20 protein-coding genes are annotated in these 19209 nt (G+C 35.7%); 11 read left to right on the top strand and 9 right to left on the bottom strand.

Going from position 1 to position 19209, the window contains the following annotated elements; translation table 11 throughout:
* Nucleotides 1–6: 6 nt before the first annotated feature.
* Complete coding sequence (proB, locus tag AN161_RS06940) at nt 7–1101, bottom strand: glutamate 5-kinase (protein WP_053593640.1); 1095 nt, start codon at nt 1099–1101, stop codon at nt 7–9.
* A 647-nt stretch (nt 1102–1748) separates the two neighbouring features.
* Entirely contained in the window at nt 1749–2132 is a 384-nt protein-coding gene (locus AN161_RS06935) for a hypothetical protein (protein ID WP_053593639.1), read from the bottom strand.
* A gap of 359 nt (nt 2133–2491) precedes the next feature.
* On the opposite strand from AN161_RS06935, the gene AN161_RS06930 reads away from it, so the two are divergent.
* Complete coding sequence (locus AN161_RS06930; RefSeq protein ID WP_143114658.1) at nt 2492–3115, top strand: LysE family translocator; 624 nt, start codon at nt 2492–2494, stop codon at nt 3113–3115.
* 14 nt (nt 3116–3129) lie between these two features.
* Entirely contained in the window at nt 3130–3927 is a 798-nt protein-coding gene (locus AN161_RS06925) for a DUF1835 domain-containing protein (RefSeq protein WP_053593638.1), read from the top strand.
* Between the two features lie 234 nt (nt 3928–4161).
* On the opposite strand, the gene AN161_RS06920 is transcribed toward AN161_RS06925, so the two are convergent.
* A complete protein-coding gene (locus AN161_RS06920) occupies nt 4162–5043 on the bottom strand; it encodes a LysR family transcriptional regulator (protein WP_053593637.1) in 882 nt (293 codons plus the stop codon).
* Nucleotides 5044–5404: 361 nt separating this feature from the next.
* Between AN161_RS06920 and AN161_RS06915 the strand changes: the two genes are divergently transcribed.
* The 3 genes from AN161_RS06915 (at nt 5405) to AN161_RS06905 (ending at nt 8713) form a co-directional block, all read left to right on the top strand.
* Entirely contained in the window at nt 5405–6157 is a 753-nt protein-coding gene (locus AN161_RS06915; RefSeq protein WP_053593636.1) for an alpha/beta fold hydrolase, read from the top strand.
* Between the two features lie 185 nt (nt 6158–6342).
* A complete protein-coding gene (brnQ, locus tag AN161_RS06910) occupies nt 6343–7680 on the top strand; it encodes a branched-chain amino acid transport system II carrier protein (RefSeq protein WP_053593635.1) in 1338 nt (445 codons plus the stop codon).
* Nucleotides 7681–7900: 220 nt separating this feature from the next.
* Complete coding sequence (locus AN161_RS06905) at nt 7901–8713, top strand: DUF6612 family protein (protein ID WP_053593634.1); 813 nt, start codon at nt 7901–7903, stop codon at nt 8711–8713.
* A gap of 461 nt (nt 8714–9174) precedes the next feature.
* Here the strand turns inward: AN161_RS06905 and AN161_RS06900 are convergent, their stop codons facing one another.
* A complete protein-coding gene (locus tag AN161_RS06900; protein WP_053593633.1) occupies nt 9175–9933 on the bottom strand; it encodes an SDR family oxidoreductase in 759 nt (252 codons plus the stop codon).
* A 212-nt stretch (nt 9934–10145) separates the two neighbouring features.
* Here AN161_RS06900 and AN161_RS06895 point away from each other — a divergent pair, with 212 nt between their 5' ends.
* Nucleotides 10146–10715, top strand: a complete 570-nt coding sequence (locus tag AN161_RS06895) for a TetR/AcrR family transcriptional regulator (protein ID WP_053593632.1) — start codon at nt 10146–10148, stop codon at nt 10713–10715.
* 38 nt (nt 10716–10753) lie between these two features.
* Entirely contained in the window at nt 10754–10972 is a 219-nt protein-coding gene (locus AN161_RS06890) for a hypothetical protein (protein WP_143114656.1), read from the top strand.
* Between the two features lie 90 nt (nt 10973–11062).
* Here the strand turns inward: AN161_RS06890 and AN161_RS06885 are convergent, their stop codons facing one another.
* The 4 genes from AN161_RS06885 to AN161_RS06870 form a co-directional block, all read right to left on the bottom strand.
* The gene (locus AN161_RS06885) at nt 11063–12271 is read right to left on the bottom strand and encodes an ABC transporter permease (RefSeq protein ID WP_053593630.1); all 1209 of its coding nucleotides are present in this window, start codon (nt 12269–12271) and stop codon (nt 11063–11065) included.
* A gap of 54 nt (nt 12272–12325) precedes the next feature.
* Nucleotides 12326–12907: a TetR/AcrR family transcriptional regulator gene (locus AN161_RS06880; protein ID WP_053593629.1), complete on the bottom strand. Its 582-nt coding sequence runs from the start codon at nt 12905–12907 to the stop codon at nt 12326–12328.
* 573 nt (nt 12908–13480) lie between these two features.
* Entirely contained in the window at nt 13481–14188 is a 708-nt protein-coding gene (locus AN161_RS27400) for a hypothetical protein (protein ID WP_075807198.1), read from the bottom strand.
* 728 nt (nt 14189–14916) lie between these two features.
* Nucleotides 14917–15363, bottom strand: a complete 447-nt coding sequence (locus AN161_RS06870) for a MarR family transcriptional regulator (protein ID WP_053593628.1) — start codon at nt 15361–15363, stop codon at nt 14917–14919.
* A gap of 152 nt (nt 15364–15515) precedes the next feature.
* Between AN161_RS06870 and AN161_RS06865 the strand changes: the two genes are divergently transcribed.
* From AN161_RS06865 to AN161_RS30100, 4 genes are all read left to right on the top strand, one after another.
* On the top strand, nt 15516–15920 hold the full coding sequence (locus AN161_RS06865; protein ID WP_053593627.1) for an Ohr family peroxiredoxin: 405 nt from the start codon (nt 15516–15518) through the stop codon (nt 15918–15920).
* A gap of 28 nt (nt 15921–15948) precedes the next feature.
* Nucleotides 15949–16575 (top strand): nitroreductase family protein, encoded by a 627-nt coding sequence (locus AN161_RS06860; protein ID WP_053593626.1) that lies wholly within the window; start codon nt 15949–15951, stop codon nt 16573–16575.
* Nucleotides 16576–17030: 455 nt separating this feature from the next.
* Nucleotides 17031–17330, top strand: a complete 300-nt coding sequence (locus AN161_RS30105) for a sce7726 family protein (protein ID WP_198926851.1) — start codon at nt 17031–17033, stop codon at nt 17328–17330.
* Nucleotides 17282–17623, top strand: coding sequence for a hypothetical protein (locus AN161_RS30100; protein WP_198926850.1), 342 nt, complete (start codon nt 17282–17284; stop codon nt 17621–17623). The genes AN161_RS30105 and AN161_RS30100 overlap by 49 nt, the downstream gene beginning before the upstream one ends.
* 642 nt (nt 17624–18265) lie before the next feature.
* Here AN161_RS30100 and AN161_RS06850 read toward each other — a convergent pair.
* Nucleotides 18266–19209 (bottom strand): HD domain-containing phosphohydrolase (locus AN161_RS06850; RefSeq protein ID WP_053593625.1); only part of this gene is annotated, 944 nt, incomplete at its 5' end.

The following is a 19209-nucleotide window of genomic DNA, read 5'->3' as shown; positions in this document are numbered from 1 at the left end:
TCCTCCTTAATTTGTTTGAATTTTTAGCCATTTATCTCGGTGAATTACCTCAATTGGATAGTTCGCTAACTCATCTGTACGTTTTCCCATCGCGTGTGCTAACTCAAGGGAAGAATATAAGACCTCACCACGTCCAAGCAGTCCCTTGTCACTATATACCTCAACAACGTCGCCATTTGCGAAATCACCTTCGACACGGTATACACCAGCAGGTAATAGGCTTTTCCCGTTTGCCAATAGCGCATGTTCAGCGCCACTATCTATAAAAATTTTACCAGATACTTCCGTGAGTGCAATCCACTGTTTATTATTTGTTAAAACAGCAAGCGCCTCATGCTCAACATACGTACCATCACCACGTCCTTCCACTATGTTGACAAGTTTATTCGCGCCGTGACCAGTTCCGATAAACACTTTGACGCCCGCATTTAAAGCTGCTCGAGCTGCCAGTAATTTGGATTCCATACCACCTGTACCGACCTTAGAGCCTGTACCGTCTGCAAAACCTAGCATTTCATCAGATACCTCTGTTAAACGATCGATGCGTTTGGCATGTGGGTTTTTATTTGGATTGGCGTTATACAACCCATTGATGTCTGTTAGGATAATGAGTTGATCAGCATGAACAAGACCACTTACAAGTGCCGATAACATATCGTTATCTCCAAAGGTTAATTCGCTGACAGATACTGTATCGTTTTCGTTAATGATAGGTAGCATGGAGCGATCTAATAATTCCTCAAATGTGGCATATGCATTTTTATAGCGTTCTTTTTTTGAAAAATCAGTGCGTGTTAATAAAATCTGAGCAGGTACAATATCATAAATGCTAAATAAAGCATTGTAGGTTTGAATTAGCAAACTTTGCCCAACTGCTGCAGCAGCCTGTTTACCTTTTACTGTGACAGGACGAGAAGGGTAGCCTAGTTGTTTAAAACCTGCTGCAACTGCGCCTGATGAAACAAGCACTACTTCATGACCATACTTTTTTAATTCAGCTATCGCTTGAACATGATCCATTAAACGTATTTTATCAATTTCACCTTTTGCATTTGTTAAGGAGCTACTCCCAATTTTGACGACGATTCTTTTTCTTTCCATAGCAATACCTCCAATTCACCATTACACTTGCATTATAATTTAAACTTTAGCAGCCGCTAAGATTTTCGCTACTATAGTGACATCCGCCGGACTTTAACTTCTTTCAGTAGATGTCTTTTGTGCCGAAAGCGTAGCGACAGGTACAGGTGTTTGGACACCCGCTGAAAAGTAACTTAAATCCGCATTCATTTGCTGAAAGAAGTTAAAAATAAAAAACCTTTCCATCCTAATAAATTAGGACGAAAAGGTTGCTTTCCGTGGTACCACCTACATTGAACATCATTGACATTCCACTTTACTCATAACGCTTGAGACTGCGCCTAGTTTAGCTAGGACGTTTTACGAAGTAGGTTCTTTAGTCTTTCTTGTACAATGCCTTACAGCCGATGGGCATCGCTCTCTGATCAAGCAGTTTCTAGGTACTAGTCTTCGCTCGCTTTTATTTTATAATCCAACATCTTTTTTGTATGGGCTCTAACTGATTGTTTTTGGTTGAAGTCCCATTTCTTTAAAAAGTAATTGAATAAAGAATGCACTACTTCAGCGTGTCTGTCAAGCTGAATAGGAAAGTTAATAGAAAGTTTTGAATAAATAAGTAGGGAATGTTGAACAAACGAGGATAAAGTGCAAGGGGTAACGCACTTTGCTTACTTGAGCCACCAAACTGCGATTAATAGTGGGAGCATTGCTAAAACAATTACGAAGAAACTCCATAATATTTGTTTTCCTGATGACATATTTTTCGGTTTGATACTCATTTGTTCATAAAGCTGGTTGATAGCACCTTGTTCTTTTGAATAAAGCATGGCTTGAAATTCATCGTAATCTTGAATATAACTTGATGGAGGGCGAGGGCTGAAGCGCAAACTTCGAATATCGTCAGTAATCTCTTTTTCACCCATCCAATAGGTAATAACAGGCGCTAAACCTGAAGTTTGCGTAGCCTGTACCTCGATAGCATGTGTTTTCATTTTATAATAGACATTTCCTTGCTCATCTTCATATTGCTTTACAATATCACTTACCGCCATCGACAACCACCTCTTTCTCAAAACAATACTACTTTTACGTTATGATAATATTCATTATAATGTATTAAGAGAGAAAAGTGTTGCTTATACGAGCATAATTAGTTGGGTATTTTTGTAAAAAAATAGAAGAACGCTCCACCATGTAGTATAATGTAAAAAACATTTTATAATGGTTCTTTTCTAAAAGTAATTGTTCATTACTGAAAGTTGGGAATGACATTTTGTTAAAACATATGTCATGTATATAAGTTGATTTCCGTTCCGACTGGACGCCCCTAGGAAAGCGACCATTCGGAACGGAAATCAACCCCACATTATGATGAGCATATTTCTAAAAGTAATAGAAAGAAGGGGTAGAATTGGCATTTTCAACGTTATTGGCGTTTTTAGGAGCAGCGATTATTTTAACACTAATGCCAGGACCAGATAATTTATTTGTTCTTGCACAAAGCATTACACAGGATAAAAAGGCTGGCATAGCAACATCACTTGGTCTATGTACAGGCTTACTTGTTCATATAGGAGCCGCTGTTCTTGGTATTTCGGCTATTATTTATCAATCCACAGTTATTTTTTCTATTGTTAAATTTGCGGGAGCGGCGTATTTATTGTATTTAGCGTGGCAATCATTTCGAGCGAAAGGTGATCCATTCACATTAGAGCAGCAAAATGTACAAGCCTATGTGACGTTATATAGAAAAGGGATTTTAATGAATATTTTAAATCCAAAGGTTTCTCTATTTTTCTTAGCACTATTGCCACAGTTTGTAACTCCATCTAATGGTCATGTAGGTTTACAGATGTTAATATTGGGTATTGTATTTTTAGTACAAGCGCTTATACTATTTTCAATATTTAGTATTTTTGCCGGTAAAGTAAGAAAAGTGATTATTGGGAAGCCCGCAATTGCTGAACGATTAAATATGATTCAAGGCGTCCTTTTCACTTTTATTGGTATACAAATAGCGCTTAGTAAACAGTAAAAGGGGGGATTTTCATGGCAATTTTACATATTACTTTTAGCTTATCTACACAAGGTTCTATAAAACATGCGATACGACAAAACCATTTACAGCGAGATGAGTCGGTGCTTTGTGTCAATGATATTTTCTCGATTGGCCCACTTAACAGCTTAGAAGAACGAAAAAACTGGTTAGAAGCCTATATATTTAATGACAATGAAGAACGTGAATTGTACGAGGATATTCATGAAGAATGGAAGAAAAAAATGGCAGGTTTACCGTGTGATGTTGATGTCTGGGTATGGTATAGCCAAAGTTCTCATGAAGAGATAGGGCTACGTTTTATCATGAGCGAGTTGATCAATAAATGTAGTATGGTATATGGGATTGATGCTACAGAAGGCTTGAAACGTGTACAGCCAAACATGATGATTCGTCATACTGGTGAGCTTGCGTCAGATATGCTAATGAAGCTCCGTTCCGAGGCAAAGCGCTTTTCTATTGATGATTGTCAGCGACTTGCAAAGGAATGGGAAGTGCTGAAACAAAAACCCAGTACACTGCGAGTTTGGCAAAATGGAATTGTACATGTAGCGGAAGATGCATTAGATCCTATTATTATTGAATGTGCGAAAAGAGCACATGCCGAGCTAAAAGAGGAATGGCTTATACCGATGCGTGTTATAGGTGAAACAATTGGTGCAATAGATGACTATTTAAGTGAAGAGTTTGTGGGAAGACGTCTGATAGCCCTTGCAAAGCAGGGACTTTTTGAAATTGATGGCGATACGACAGAAATGTATTCTTATCAAGTAAAATATGTAGGAAAATAATGATAAAATAGCTTCTTTGTAGTAACCACCTTTCATTTGGAGAAGGTGGTTTTTGTTGTTCAAGAAAATTGTCTTTATGGAACTCTAAAAATTTTTCGTAAAAGGTTAAATAGTAGATGCGTCTGTTACACTGACTTTTCCAAATGCCAGTTAAACATATAAAGAAAAGCGGGTAACAATTACGCAGAGGTGAAATTGTTACTCGCTTATGCTTCAGATGGTAGGAGCTTTCGATTACTTTTTTTCGTAAAAATCGAATACAAATTGCTGAAATTGTCGCGCTGATGGTGGAAGATATCGATTTTCAATCCAAGCCATACCTATTATACGTTCACAAACCATATCCTCCACACGAATTTTAGCTAATTTATTTGGATTCAAGTCTTCGTCAACAGGCAGCAATGATACGCCAAGCCCAGCACCTACAAAACCAGCAACTGTTGATACCTCATCACCTTCAAAGGTAATCTTCGGCTTGATACCTGCAGCATTTAATAATTTATCAGCGGTACGGCGCAATGCGTAACCTTTTTTCATCAGAACAAAATTTTCATGTTCAAGTTCCTTCATTTTGATGCTTTTCCGAGTGGCGAAGGGATGGTCGATTGGCACCATAATATAAAGTTCGTCACGCCACAGCTCCTTCCAGCAAACAGGCGGTTCTGTGTCAATCGCTGCAAGCAAGCAAATGTCTAACTCTCCTGCGAGTAATTGCTTCAGTTGGGAATGTGAGTAATTTTGTGTAAAGTGAAAGCGTATATGCGGATGCTTCTGACGAAAAGAGCGGATTAAATCAGGTACGATGCTAGTCCCAAGAGTATGTAAAAAGCCGAGTGATACATCACCTAGCTCTGGGTTATTAAGCTCCTGTAATTCTAAAACTGCTTTTTCATATTCCTTGCGCATGCGTTGGACACGGTACAAAAAGAGCTCGCCATATCGGTTGAGCATAATCGAACGTCCTTGTCGGTCGAACAAGGGTACTCCTAATTCCTCTTCTAGCTTAGAAATCGAACGACTTAATGCTGGCTGAGAAATCGCTAATGCTTCAGCAGCACGTGTCATATGCTCAAGCTTTGCTACTGTTACAAAGTATTCTAATTGTTGCCACTCCATATTTTCACCTCTATTCCGGTTATTTTTGAGTTAACTGCATTATAACGGTAAAAGAGTTGGAAGTATAGGCACATGAAGAGAAACTTTAATCAGTGGGGGTTTTTCCTAGTGATTAATAGTCTTCACCAAACGGGCTCGTTAATGCGGGATGAAAAAATTTTTAACAAACGGAGCACGTAAAATGAAGAATGCAAAATGAAAGTAACAGAAAGTGTGATATAACAGCCATTAACCTCACATCGTTGATGCATGAAAGACATTAATATGATAAAAACTATAAATTGTACATTATGAATAAAGGGTGTTAAGATAGACACATAAATTACACAATTACAAGTTTCCGTGAAGGGGATATTATAAAATGAATTTTTCAAAGCCACAACCTCTAACAATTGAGGGAGGCAAAAAAGCCGTACTATTACTGCATGGATTCACAGGTAGCACAAAAGATGTGAAAAAGCTAGGTGAATTTTTATCAAAACGTGGTTATACAGTTCATGCACCGATTTATAGTGGGCATGGCGTAGAGCCAGAAGCGTTACTTGAAACAAGACCAGAAGACTGGTGGAACGATGTTGTGGAAGGTTATAACTTCCTAAAAAGTAAAGGCTATCAAGAAATCGCGGTAGTAGGAATTTCACTTGGCGGCGTATTTTCGTTAAAAGTAGCAGAGACGTTTCCAGTGAAAGCATGTGTTGCCATGTGTGCTCCAATCACACGTGATAACTCAAAAGGCTTATTTACACGTTTATATCATTACGCTCGTTTATATAAACATTTTGAAAATAAATCAAAAGATCAAATTATTTCAGAATTACATGAATTACGTATTACACCTAAGGATTCATTGGATGGTGTGACACGTTTAACTACAGAAACACGCGATGAATTATCTACAATCAAAGCACCTACATTAGTATTACAAGGTTCATTAGATGATGAACTTTATCAAGAAAGTGCACCATTCATTTTAAATACTGTGGAAACTGATGATAAAGAAATTATTTGGTATGAAAATTCTGGTCATATTATTACGTTAGACAAAGAGCGTGAAAAAGTGTATGAGGATGTATACAAATTTTTAGATCATGTAGAGTGGTCTGTAGCAAACTAAGAGCTGTCACCAGACAGCTCTTTTAGTTTTGTCTACTAAAAGCTAGGAACTGTACAATTAACGATTATAAAAGAAAAAACTATTGTTTTTAAAATAAATGCCTGATACCATAGTGGAATTGTAGTGAGAAATCCCTTCGACTAAATTATTTGCAATAGTTAAATACATCTAAGGAGTACATCAAAATGCAACAGAAAATACCTTTTTCAACATATGCAGTCATCGGCACGATGCTTTTCGGACTGTATTTTGGAGCAGGGAATCTTATTTTTCCAATTCAGCTTGGACAATTAGCAGGGACCAACTTTTGGTTTGGACTAATTGGATTTTTAGTAACAGCTATCGGTTTACCGTTTCTGGGTATTTTAGCCAATGGTTTATCAGGTAGTAACGGTTTGCGTGACTTAGCGAGCCGTGTTCATCCATTATTCGGCATCATCTTTTCATTAGCACTCTATTTAACGATCGGTCCTTTTTTTGCGATTCCACGTACAGCGACAGTTCCGTTTGTTGTTGGCTTTGAACCATATATTCAGGCTGAGCATACAACACTTCTACTTGCTTTATTTAGCTTCGTATTTTTCGCCATCGTTTATTATTTTTCATTAAATCCAGCGAAAATTATGGATTATATCGGTAAATATTTAACACCAGCCTTTTTGGTTGTGTTATTTATTTTAATTATTATTAGTATTTTAAAGCCGATGGGGCATTTCCAACAGCCAATGGGAGACTATATTGATTCAGCATTTATGACAGGTTTTAAAGAAGGCTATAACACAATGGATGCACTAGCGTCATTAGCTTTTGGGATTGTCGTTATAAATGCAATTAAAAGCGCAGGAATTTCAGATAAAAAGGAAATTGCTAAGGCAACATGGAAATCTGGTATTTTTGCCATGGCATTAATGATGCTAATATACGGTTTAATAACGTATATGGGGGCATCGAGTATTGAGGCTGTTGGTACATTTGATAACGGTGGTTTAATATTTGCTGCAGTGGCAGATCACTATTTCGGATCATTTGGGGCTATTTTATTGGCAGTTATTATTGTCCTGGCTTGTTTAAAGACAAGTATTGGCTTAATCACATCTTGTAGTGAGTTTTTCCACGAAGTGTTCCCGAAAATAAGCTATAAGTGGTTTGTTTTGTTATTGTGTGTTGTGTCGTTTACGATTGCTAACTTCGGATTAACGAATATTATTAAGTTTGCCATTCCAGTGCTGATGTTCTTATATCCGCTAGCAATTGTCTTAATTGTCCTTGCATTAAGCTCATCACTATTTAAAAATAAGCAAACGGTATACGCGATTGCTATGATTTTTACAATTTTTATTAGTTTGATTGATGGCTATAAAGCATTAGTAGTTAGCATTCCTACGGCGAAATTAAGTATTTTTGATGCAATTGAGAAAGCTTATTCGAACATTTTACCTTTTTACGACATGGGCTTAGGATGGATATTACCAGCGCTAATAGGGGCTTTGATTGGATATTTAATTCCAGCAAAAAGAATGTAATAGTTTTAAATACCACAATCTATGGGTTGTGGTATTTTTGTTTTGAGAGTTATTCACATACTGACATAAAAACTTAATTGTAAATATTTTGAGCATTTTAAGCAGGTTGATAACTTTAACACTGATAATGATGATTTTTTCGTAAATCATATAATTCGTTTGGTTAAATTAACCATATAAGAATGTTATTATTATGGTAGTAAATTTGAGGAGAAATTTTATGAAGAAAAAATTATTACAATCTTTCATGTTAGTCCTAGTGCTTTTTTTGATAGCCTGCAGCAAAGAAGAATCCGAGGATACGCTTGAGGAAGTTTCGGAAGGTATTTCAAAAGCGACAGTAATTAACAATGTATTTGAACAAACCATTACAAGCTATAAGACGAAGATAGAAGCAACTGTCGGTTCTAAAACTGTCGATTCTAAAAATGAACAATTAGAACAAACTTACACAATGGATATGGTAGTTCAGAAGGAGCCTTTTCTTATTTATTATAATTACGTTGATCCTGAAGATGTGACTAAGGCTTATATTGATATTGATAGCGAATATTACAATCTTAATAAAAGTGAACGCTGGTACAAGATATCTGAATTAGATAGGGCTGAAAAGCAGGAAATGTTAAGAGAAGGTTATTTATTAGAAAATATCAAGAGATTGATGGAATTTGAAGACATATTTGAACTTCAGTACCGAGAAAATGAGTACATATTGATTGCCAAAGTTACTGATTCATCAGATAAAAAGAGTCTAGCATATGTAACAGATTATGTTGAAAATAATATGAAAAGGGAATTGGATTCAAAGCGCTTAAAGACAACGATTAATGAAGTCAAATATACACTAATATTAGATAAAGACTTTTTACTGAAATCAACTAATATTATTGCGGATATAAATTTATATCAAGGAACTGAAAAGTCAAATATAATTTTAAATTCTGATATGGTTTATTCGGATGTAAACAATGTACATTATTTTTCTATGCCTGAAGGAATTAGTAGGAATTCCATTAATATGGATGAACTTTAAAACACTACAATTCTGGAACAATCGTACTAAAATATTAAAAGCGATAGTTCTATTTTATGAAATTTTATTTAATTACTTGAAAGGAATTTAAAAGTATAACGTATTTTAACAGAGAACTTACAAATTATACCGAATACTAGCTGCGAAACGGATAAAGGCCAAATATAAAATGAGTTCGATACAATACCGAACTCATTTTAAACATTCTACCTAATGAAATAAGGAGTGTTGATTAGGAAAAAATAGGTTTATGAGCGATAAAAGGATTTTTTTGTTGCTATTTTGCTAACATATTCCCATTTCCAACTGATTGTAGCGTAGGGCTACTCGACTCCCGCGGGAAAGCGAGTAGCCCGTAGCGGAAATCAGAGTCTTATAATTAATTAGGGTGGATAAAAATGGTTAATCAACACACCTGTAATGAAATAACCTTTTCTATTCCATATGTGCAATATAGAAAATTAGTAAGCTGTCCAACCACCATCAACAGCAATTACTTGTCCATTTACAAAGCTCGCTTCATCTGACCCAAGGAAAATAGCAAGCTGAGCGATTTCCTCTGGTTGTCCAGCACGTGGGTTAATGGATAAACCTAGTGCTTGGCGAGCTGCTCCGGTTTGACTCACATTTGTCATGGAAGAGGCAATGTTTGTTATAACAGCACCTGGAGCAATGCCATTACAGCGAATATTTTTATCTGCATACATAAATGCTGTGTTTTTTGTTAGACCAACAACAGCATGTTTAGAAGCAGTGTAGGCAGCCCCAGCACGAGCGCCATATAGACCGCCAGCAGAAATATTGTTAACAAAGACACCATGTCCTTGAGCAAGGAAAATCTCTGTTGCCATACGCATTGAACGCATAACAGAAGTTGTATTTACCGCGAATACTTTGTCCCAACGATCATCAGAAACTTCACCAACTGGCTCCATACCATCCATAATACCAGCATTATTAACTAAAATATCTAATTTGCCATAAGCATTTTTAGTTTCATCAAATAAGCGTTGTAAGTCTTCTGTTGAAGCGACATTTGTTTGAACGGCGATCGCAGAGCCACCAGCTGCTTCTATACCTTCAACAACAGTTTGTGCACCCTCTAAATTCAAGTCAGAAACTACAACCTTTGCACCTTCTTTTGCATAACCTTCTGCGATTGCTTTCCCCATACCTGACGCTGCACCTGTTACGATTGCTACTTTACCTTCTAATCTCATCAAAAAAACCTCCTATTATTTATAGTGTTTCACCAGAGTTTGTCCTAGTACATAATAGTGTATGAACATTTCCTGGATATATTATGTTAGATATTGAACATGTGTTCATTAAAATAATATAATAGTTTTGTAAGCGATTTCAATATGCAAAATACTAAAAACTGTTCAGTAATCAACACATATAAAAAATCTGTTTAGTAGGGGATGAAAATTTGAGCGTTAACGATTTAAGAGTTGTCAAAACGAAGCAAGCATTACATAATGCTTTACTGACTTTATTAAGTGAGAAGCCTTTAGAAAACATTACAATCGCAGAAATTTGCCGGGTGGCAAAGGTGAACAGAGGTACCTTCTACTTGCATTATGAGCAAAAGGAGGGGTTATTTGAGGAATATTTTCAGGAGATTATGGAGGATTTGTATAATTCCTATGAGGAACCGTACCGTGCAGTAACAACATTGGATAAGAATCAAATAGATCCAAATACGATTCGTATTTTTCATCATATTGAGCGCTTTAAAATATTCTATCGCATTGTTTTTTCAAAAAATGTGCCTCTGACCTACTATTACATGCTATTTGATGGAATTCATTCGCTCATGAAAAGAGACCTAACAGCTCATAAAACTCACAACGAGATATCCATTGATTATTATAGTGCTTATCAAGCAAACGCAATCATCGGTTTGATCATTCAGTGGTATCGTCAAGATTTTACAGATAGCGTTAGCACCTTGAATAAGCAACTTGCAGCTATTTTGCGAATTGGCGAAAATAAATGAGGGAATTTCCTATATTTCTTCGGCAAAACAAGGGGTGGGTGATTTCCGTTCCGACTGAGCGCTTTGTTGCTGTCGCTTCGCTAGCGTCAGCAACAATGTTTATCTGTGCGAAAGCGAAGCGTCAGCAACAATGTTTATCTGTGCGAAAGCGAAGCGTCAGCAACAACAACAACAACATAAGTGGAGTAATTGGCTCGACGCTCACCCACAGGAAGGCGAATAGCCTGGAACGGAAATCACCTTCATTTAAAGCATGACAACATGCACAAAGATTTCCTTGGCCATTTTTTAAACTCTATCAGCAATGTACTAACTCGTCATTAGTACATTGCTTTTTTATGACAATATTATTGAACGGTAGCAGGTGTAATTTGCTCACTTTTGCTTTTTACGTTTGATCTTTTTAAAGCAACGACTGCAGTAGAAATGGCCAAAGTTACAGCAATGATAATTCCTAACGAGCTACTATTACTCATTAGATTGTCAGAGCTTCCTCCAAAAATAATTGTGTAATAGCCATCTGCTCCATAAGTGGCTGGCAGAAGAGAAGATAGTTTATTGTAAAAATCGGATAGCATCACTTGTGGAACAAGAACACCTGATGTAACAAGTTGTAACGAAAGGGCACAAATATTAAAAACCATACCCAAATTACCAAAAATTATGACAAAGGATTGAACCAAGCAGAGGAAAGCCCAGAACATTAATGCTTGAAAAAGATAGATTGTTAAAAAGCTTTCTTCACTTGAAATATTAAAAAGATGCATTAAACCGATTGTTAATAACGGAAGGGTAAAGGCTACACCAATATTAATAAGCTGTCTTGCTAGGAACAATTGCCATTTTGAAATGGTATCTTGCACAAGTTGTGCAGCCTGCTGATGCTGCATAATCATTACCATTGCACCAACGAACGACGAAATAATAACCATTAATGGGACAAAATTCGCAGCGAACTCTTCAACATTATTTGTTTTAATAATAGTAGAATCTATTGCACGATCCTTTACGCTCATAATTGTTGTAGCAACGGTTTCGTTAATTTGTTGTGCTGTATTTTGTTCCATTGGCAGTTGTGAGAACTTTTGAGAAAATACGTCCATGGTCTTGCTCTGTTGTAAAGGATACGTATGGTGGTTAATTTCCTCTGTTACTTGTTTGGCTACTCCTTCCATCATGTTTTTTGTGATGCTTGCATTTGCTTGATTAATAGAGTAAATAATTTCAGCCTCTTTACCAGCTTGTAATTGACTCGTAAAGTCGTTTGGAATATGAATAACCATATTGATATTACGTTGATTTAATTCCTGTTCAGCATTGGCTAGTGAGGTGTAATTTTCTATTGTAAAAGGTAGTGTTTCTTTTATTTCATTTACTACTTGTTGCCCCATCTCTGTATCTTCACTAATTAATCCAATTTTTAAATTTTCTGTTCTATCATTTACACCATCATAGGCAGTCATCCAGACGGAAAAGAAAATTACTTGAAATGCAATTGTAATGACAATACCAACATAAGTTTCTCGAATTTTAAATAAAGCTTGTAAACCTTTCATACAAAGACCTCCTGTAAAGTAAGTACTTACTTGCATCAAGTGGAAAAATTTTTTCTAGGAAGTCAATCCCCTAGAAAAAATTGAAATGCTCGTTTTTAACAATATTTCAGTAGGCATATCAGAAACGATTGTTCCTAAACGTGCCCTTGAAATAAAATGCCCAAAATTAATAGCGATAAGAGATAACGCTACTGCTTCAAAATCAATCTCTCTAACTTTTCCTCTTTCATGCATTTCCTGCAAATAATGAATTAGCTCATTTTTAATATGGAGCGGGGTATTAGCAATCTCTTCATTAATTTCAGGGAACTGCATCGCTTCTTTAAAGCCAATCATTACAAAGTCTTTAATAGACATTAAAAAGTTAAAATGCTTTAAAGAGAAATTTAGTAGATCTGTTTCCAAATCCCATGTAGCATTTTTATTGATCTCTTCCTGCAAAATAGGAAAATAGGAAAATTGCTCAATAATGGCTTTTAAAATGCCACGCTTGTTACCGAAATGGCGAAAAATTGTTACTTCATTGACCCCTGCTAATTCAGCAATTGCTTTAGTTGTTGCCGCGGTATAGCCCTTCTCACTGACGAGTTGTAAAGCTGCTTCAATGATTCGTTCTGCGGTACCCTTTGTTGACAATAGAATACTTCCTTTCGTGCAAGTAATTACTTACATGCTAGCATAGAGCAATTTCTTATGCAATAAGAATATTAATGGAAAGGGGAAATCAAGAAACGCTCGGGTAGTCAAAAAAATCGGTCAGGTAGATTAAAATGACAAGNTTTCTGACTACTCCCACAGCTAAAGCAGTGGGGTTCTTATATACTTAAGAGAAGCGTTACAAAGCTCTCCACAGATGGTGTTGCCATGTCCTGTGTACAACATCTTTGATTTATCTTCTGTTCCATAAGACTTTCTTATTTACACAACCGATGTTGTGTTGGCAATAAGTTTTAACGAAGGCAGGTAGCTCTACCTACGGAGGAATACCCCTCACTTGATTTGTTGGATACCTATGCTAAGAGGGAATGTTTTCTTTACTTGTTTCAAGTCTTCTATATGTTGATTGTGTAATTCTAAAAAGGTAGTAAACGTTTTATTGCATAAGTCTTGATTAGGTTGTTGTAAATTTGGATCACTATTCATCAGTAANGTTGTGTTGGCAATAAGTTTTAACGAAGGCAGGTAGCTCTACCTACGGAGGAATACCCCTCACTTGATTTGTTGGATCCCCATGCTAAGAGGGAATGTTTTCTTTACCTGTTTCAAGTCTTCGATATGTTGATTGTGTAACTCTAAAAAGGTAGTAAACGTTTTATTGCATAAGTCTTGATTAGTTTGTTGTAAATTTGGATCACTATTCATCAGTAAAAACGCACTATATAAATCTCGTTGTACGAGATGACTTCCAATTTGACTCCAACGTTGATGGAGTTTTTTCTTTTCATAACGATCCGTCACATGGTTATACTGACTGGCTCGAAAGGTTATCGTATTTACTTTCTGTATCGTTTGCTTTGTGTAACCTAATTTTTGATTAATGATTTCCACTAGCATGGCTGGGGCATGATTCCCAATGCTTTTTCCAAAACGCTTTTTGGATTGGATTTTGCCCTGTATAGTTGTTTTGGTTTCTTTTGCACGTTTTGCCAATCCTTTAAAATGCATGGTTTCGATGTACACCTCATCGCCAAGAGACAAGATTTTATTTGCTAACGCACCATGTTTTTCTTTGATGTAGGAAGCTTTCTTTCTATATAATTCTTTTACTTGTTCTTTTGTTTTTTGATAGTTTTTACTATATGTCCAATGGAGTTTGACGCCATGTTTTATAGTCCCATCCTTTTTGAAATTGTTAGGATTGGTACTTCTACGACTTCTATCCAACTTGCGTAATAAACGTCTTTTTTGTTTCTCCAATTATTCTCTTTAAATCGAATGCCTGCTTTATTAGATTTCCCTTCAACAGAATGAAGCATTCCGTACCGTTTAAAGTGTGCTTTGCTCCCTTTAAATAGAATGAACCGCTCNTGCTTTATTAGATTTCCCTTCAACAGAATGAAGCATTCCGTACCGTTTAAAGTGTGCTTTGCTCCCTTTAAATAGAACATCTTGAACCGCTCTCCAGACAGTAGAGGCGATTTTCTGAGAAGTATTGCTATCTATATGTTTTTATAGTTATGTTGATGCTTTTTAATATACGCATGCAGTTGATATTCACTTAATCCAAAAGATTGACGAATGTTATCTAATTCTTTTGCGGTCTGCTTCAATTCTTTTGAATCATTCGTTTTTTTCGCTTTTTGATAGCCACGTAATTGTTTTGTGTTTTGATTNTGCATGAAAGTATATTGTTTTACTGCATAAGACAAAGTTGTATTATAGAGTGCACGGGCAATTTCAAAACGTTTTAATAGGAGATCCTTTTGCCATGTATCTATAAGTAACTTGAGTTCTATAATAAAACAATCTTTCTTCCATTTCGTCATTACCCGCCACTCCTTTTTTTGATTATTCACAATATACAATATAAACATATGTTCTATAAAGAAAAAGCACTTCATTCCTCCCACCTCTGAAAAAGTGGGCTTCCTGAAGCTCACTTCTGTGATTGATCCAATAGTTCAGGGAGAGACTCCTATATCAGTTTATTTTCCTAATTTTTCATCCTTAATTGGCAAGTCGTTTTGTAAAATATCTTGAAGGGCGTTTTTCAGCTGCACATACTGCTGATCTGAAATGTTCGTTTTCTTCATTACTTGACGTGACACTTCAGGTAGCTTTTGGCGTACTTCAATTCCTGTTTTTGTTAAATAGATTTGCATTTGTCGCTCGTCTTCTTTGGAACGCTCACGACGGACGTAGCCTGTTACCTCTAACTTTTTTAATACTGGTGTTAATGTACCAGAGTCTAAAAATAAACGTTGCCCCAATTCCTTCACCGTAATTTGCTCATCGTCCTCTATGGCTAGTATGGCAATATAACCTGTATAAGTTAAATCGTATGGCTTTAATAGCATCGTATATTGTCGAATGATTTCCTTTGAAGTCGCATACAAAAGAAAGCATAGTTGATTATCTAAATGATTCGGCATAGGAATCCCCTCTTTAAGTACTTTTGATACTAATTATATTAAAAATAAAGTTTCTACTTGTCAAACACAATTAAATTGTATACAATCTATTACGCGCAATTAAATTGTACACAATTTAATTTGATAGTGCCACAGAAAAGGAGGCCAATCTTATGAAAGAATTATATACAACAACAATGATTAATAACGGTGGTCGTAATGGTAAATCGTATGCAGAGGATCAATCGTTATCATTAAATATTGCACCACCTGGCTCGAAATTAGAGGATGTTACAAACCCCGAACAACTATTTGCAGCAGGTTATAGCGCTTGCTTTAATAGCGCTTTAGATTTAATTAAACGTCAAAAGAAAATTCAAGGGGCATCAACAATTAAAGCAACGGTTAAACTAATGGAGCAAGCTGCATTTGACTACGTGCTTGCTGTTGACATTGAAGGACATATTGAAGGCTTATCAATTGAAGAAGCACAACAATTATTAGAGTTTACACATACCGTTTGTCCATACTCAAAAGCGACAATGGGCAATATCAACGTAACAATTAAAGCAGTTTAATTTATATTTAGTAAAAGAGGGAAATAATATGACAACAACTACACCAGTAAAACAAATTATGCACGAGCGTAAATCGGTTCGTAAATACAATGCTAACACAACGATTTCTCGTGAAACGATTATGCAACTGTTACAAAATGCAACTTCATCCCCATCTTCAAGTAATATGCAACCATGGCGCTTTATCGTCATCGATGATAAAGAAATCCAAAAAAACATTAATATTTTTTCATTTAATCAAGAACAAATCGAAACAGCATCTGCCATTATCGCTGTCATTGGAGATACAGAAATGTATCTAAATTCAGAGGAAATTTATGCAGAAAATGTTGAGCTAGGCTATATGCCTGAAGAAATTGCAAATAAGCTTGCCCAGGATTCTCTAGGAATGTATGGTGCGCTTCCAAAAGAGGCACTACTAAATATCGTTCACTTTGACGCAGGTTTAATTTCAATGCAAATTATGCTATTAGCGAAGGAAATGGGCTATGATACAGTCGCAATGGGCGGCTTCGACAAATCAAAATTTGCTGAATATATGGAATTACCAACGAACGAAGTACCTATTTTATTATTAGCGATTGGCGAGGCAGCTGGACCAGCTTATGGTTCTTCACGTCTTCCAATTGAGCGCCTTGTACGCTTCAATAAATAATTCATCGGTTGTACAATCGATTTTGGCAATGTCCTTGAATGCATTTTGAGGACATTGCTTTTATATATATAGAAAAGAACAGTGATGAAAGTATGTGAGTGACAAGCATCCAGCAAGACATTTACAGGCAGTTGGGCTAAATATGGAAGAAACCCATTGCTATAGCAAGATTCCCCCAACCACATTATGCTATACTATTTCTATTATTCCCAAGGCGTAAGATGGTGCATTAATAATCTAAGAAGCTTTATGTATCAACGTTTTAACAGCAATTTTTCATCTATGATAAATTGCAAGATACTGCATATAATAACATTGTATTGGGGCTAAGCGGAGAGAGTTTGGGGCTTAGCTTGGCGGCAGTTGTATAGATTGGGGTCAATAAAAGTCAATTTTTATTTTACTTTAAAATTTCAAGCTCTAAAGTTAAAATACTTACTAAGGAGTGTTTTTGTATGATGAAAGTTGATGAAAAGGAAATGCGAAATGCACTTATAAATCGTTTAAATGATTATAAAGAGTGCTATATATATGAGGAATTCACTGTACCCTCTGGAAAAGCTAGGGCGGATGTAGTAGCAGTAAATGGTCATGTTATTGCATATGAAATAAAGAGCGATTACGACTCATTAAAACGCTTAAAGACACAAATTCTAGAATATGATTTAAACTTTGAGATGAATTATATTGTTACTGGAAAAAATTGTTGCAAGATGCAGAACAAATCATACCAAATTATTGGGGTATTATATTAATAGAAAAAGTCTCTAACGGAAAAGTAAAAATTAGCTTTGAACGTAGAGCCAAACTAAATCCATATCTTTCTTTCGAGAACTTTGTTGCACTATTGACTTCAGAGGAAGTGAAAAAGGTTGCAATTGATCAGCCTGCAGTAATGAATAAATACAGTAAACTTCAAATTCGAAAGTTTTTTAAGCAAGACGTAGTAAAATTGTTAAATGAACATCTTTCTTTAAACAAAAAGAGAGAAATTAAACATTTTATTAGGTTAACATTGAAATCAAAAATAAATGAAACCGTACACTAAAAAATAGGTGCATTGATTAGAGGGCACTGAAAAAGTCCATAGCTTCTCACATTGCGAGGTATTCAACGATTTAATCGTTGAATGCCTCGCTTTTTTCATTTGGCACTGTGACTCTACTGTTGTTTTCCGAAGCATTCCGCTCGCTTTCCGCGGGCGAGCGATGCTTCTCCAAACAACGCAATGTATCACACTATTATTTTAGTCACGTAAAAAACGGACGCGGGTACGATACGGCATCGACTGCGGGTCTATTTGGCATGGAAATTCAAGGTGCTACAACGATATTCGCCATCAATTTGAAACGGATATTAAAGCTACTAAACGAAAATGAATAAGGAATAGAGACAGAAATAAGGCACTTCCTGTTCAAAATTGAACAAGAAGTGCCTTATTTTTATCTGAAAAAGGTTCGCTTTTATGAAAACGTAAGTTTTTCAGTGCCCTCGGTTGGTCACGAAGGCATTTTCACAGGATGTAATGGTTTTAACCTTCGTTTCTCTATCGCTGATCCCCTAGGAGTCGCCCAGTCGTAACGAAGATCAACTTATATAAATGGCTTCTAAATTTTTTTAATAAATTTTTAACAAAAATGAATATTTATGGAAATTTAAAGTTGTGTTTCCCCCTCTAAGAGATTTGGACTTATAGAAAAATACTATCTTTCTGAATAACTTTTTCGATAAACACTTCTACTAAATGAGGGTCAAACTTAATAGCCTTCTGTTCTTTTAAATAAGAAAGAGCTTCTTCTTTTGTCCAAGCTTTTTTATAAGCTCTATCACTAACTAAGGCGTCGTAAACATCTACTATAGATATTACTCTCGCTTCAAAAGGAATTTCTTCTCCTTTTAACCCCATTGGATATCCTGTTCCATCCCAGTTCTCATGATGATATTTAATAATATTTTCAGCTATTTTTTTGTCATCAAAAATTTTATTATTCATTTCATTAGATAGTTTGTTCAATACATCTATCCCCATAAGAGGATGCATCTTTATAATTTTTTTTTCATAGATTGTTAGTGGTCCAGTTTTATACAGGATTGATTCTGGTATTCCCGATTTTCCAATGTCATGTAAAACACTATATTCTATAATTTTACTAACATACTCTAACGATAAATTATAAGTTCTATCTTCAAAGAGGCTTAGCAACAATTCCTCTACTAAATTTTGCACATTCAAAAGATGTTCTGCTATATTTACATCGCGCATTTCACTTGATAGAGCTAACAACTGAAATAGCTCCTTGTGCTCTATTTTCTTCTGATTCACTTCATCTATCAATAGTTGTTCTGCTAAGCGCATAACTCCTACATAATAAATAATTCCTTTTATTTCAATTGGCGTAATCGTTATAAATGAATATCTTAGCTCTAATGATTTGTTGACATGAACCATTGTCCCAGACCATGGCTGTCCTTTTTTTAATGTACTTTTTAACGGTTTATACATAACAAACGGCGTTACACTCGATTTTAAACTCTCTACTGGTAGTCCAATAAGAACTTCTCTTTTATAGCCGGTGATCGTTTCGTATTGTTGATTAACATCGATAATTAATTGATTTTCATCAACGATTACAA

This window comes from Lysinibacillus sp. FJAT-14222, from assembly GCF_001278875.1.
Taxonomy (GTDB): domain Bacteria; phylum Bacillota; class Bacilli; order Bacillales_A; family Planococcaceae; genus Lysinibacillus; species Lysinibacillus agricola.
This window is presented reverse-complemented; position numbering and strand designations above follow the sequence as displayed.

Coding starts and splice junctions, on each gene's coding strand:
- proB (WP_053593640.1), bottom strand. CDS start 1,101: ATGGAAAGAAAAAGAATCGTCGTCAAAATTGGGAGTAGCTCCTTAACA.
- AN161_RS06935 (WP_053593639.1), bottom strand. CDS start 2,132: ATGGCGGTAAGTGATATTGTAAAGCAATATGAAGATGAGCAAGGAAAT.
- AN161_RS06925 (WP_053593638.1), top strand. CDS start 3,130: ATGGCAATTTTACATATTACTTTTAGCTTATCTACACAAGGTTCTATA.
- AN161_RS06920 (WP_053593637.1), bottom strand. CDS start 5,043: ATGGAGTGGCAACAATTAGAATACTTTGTAACAGTAGCAAAGCTTGAG.
- AN161_RS06915 (WP_053593636.1), top strand. CDS start 5,405: ATGAATTTTTCAAAGCCACAACCTCTAACAATTGAGGGAGGCAAAAAA.
- brnQ (WP_053593635.1), top strand. CDS start 6,343: ATGCAACAGAAAATACCTTTTTCAACATATGCAGTCATCGGCACGATG.
- AN161_RS06905 (WP_053593634.1), top strand. CDS start 7,901: ATGAAGAAAAAATTATTACAATCTTTCATGTTAGTCCTAGTGCTTTTT.
- AN161_RS06900 (WP_053593633.1), bottom strand. CDS start 9,933: ATGAGATTAGAAGGTAAAGTAGCAATCGTAACAGGTGCAGCGTCAGGT.
- AN161_RS06885 (WP_053593630.1), bottom strand. CDS start 12,271: ATGAAAGGTTTACAAGCTTTATTTAAAATTCGAGAAACTTATGTTGGT.
- AN161_RS06870 (WP_053593628.1), bottom strand. CDS start 15,363: ATGCCGAATCATTTAGATAATCAACTATGCTTTCTTTTGTATGCGACT.
- AN161_RS06865 (WP_053593627.1), top strand. CDS start 15,516: ATGAAAGAATTATATACAACAACAATGATTAATAACGGTGGTCGTAAT.
- AN161_RS06860 (WP_053593626.1), top strand. CDS start 15,949: ATGACAACAACTACACCAGTAAAACAAATTATGCACGAGCGTAAATCG.
- AN161_RS30105 (WP_198926851.1), top strand. CDS start 17,031: ATGATGAAAGTTGATGAAAAGGAAATGCGAAATGCACTTATAAATCGT.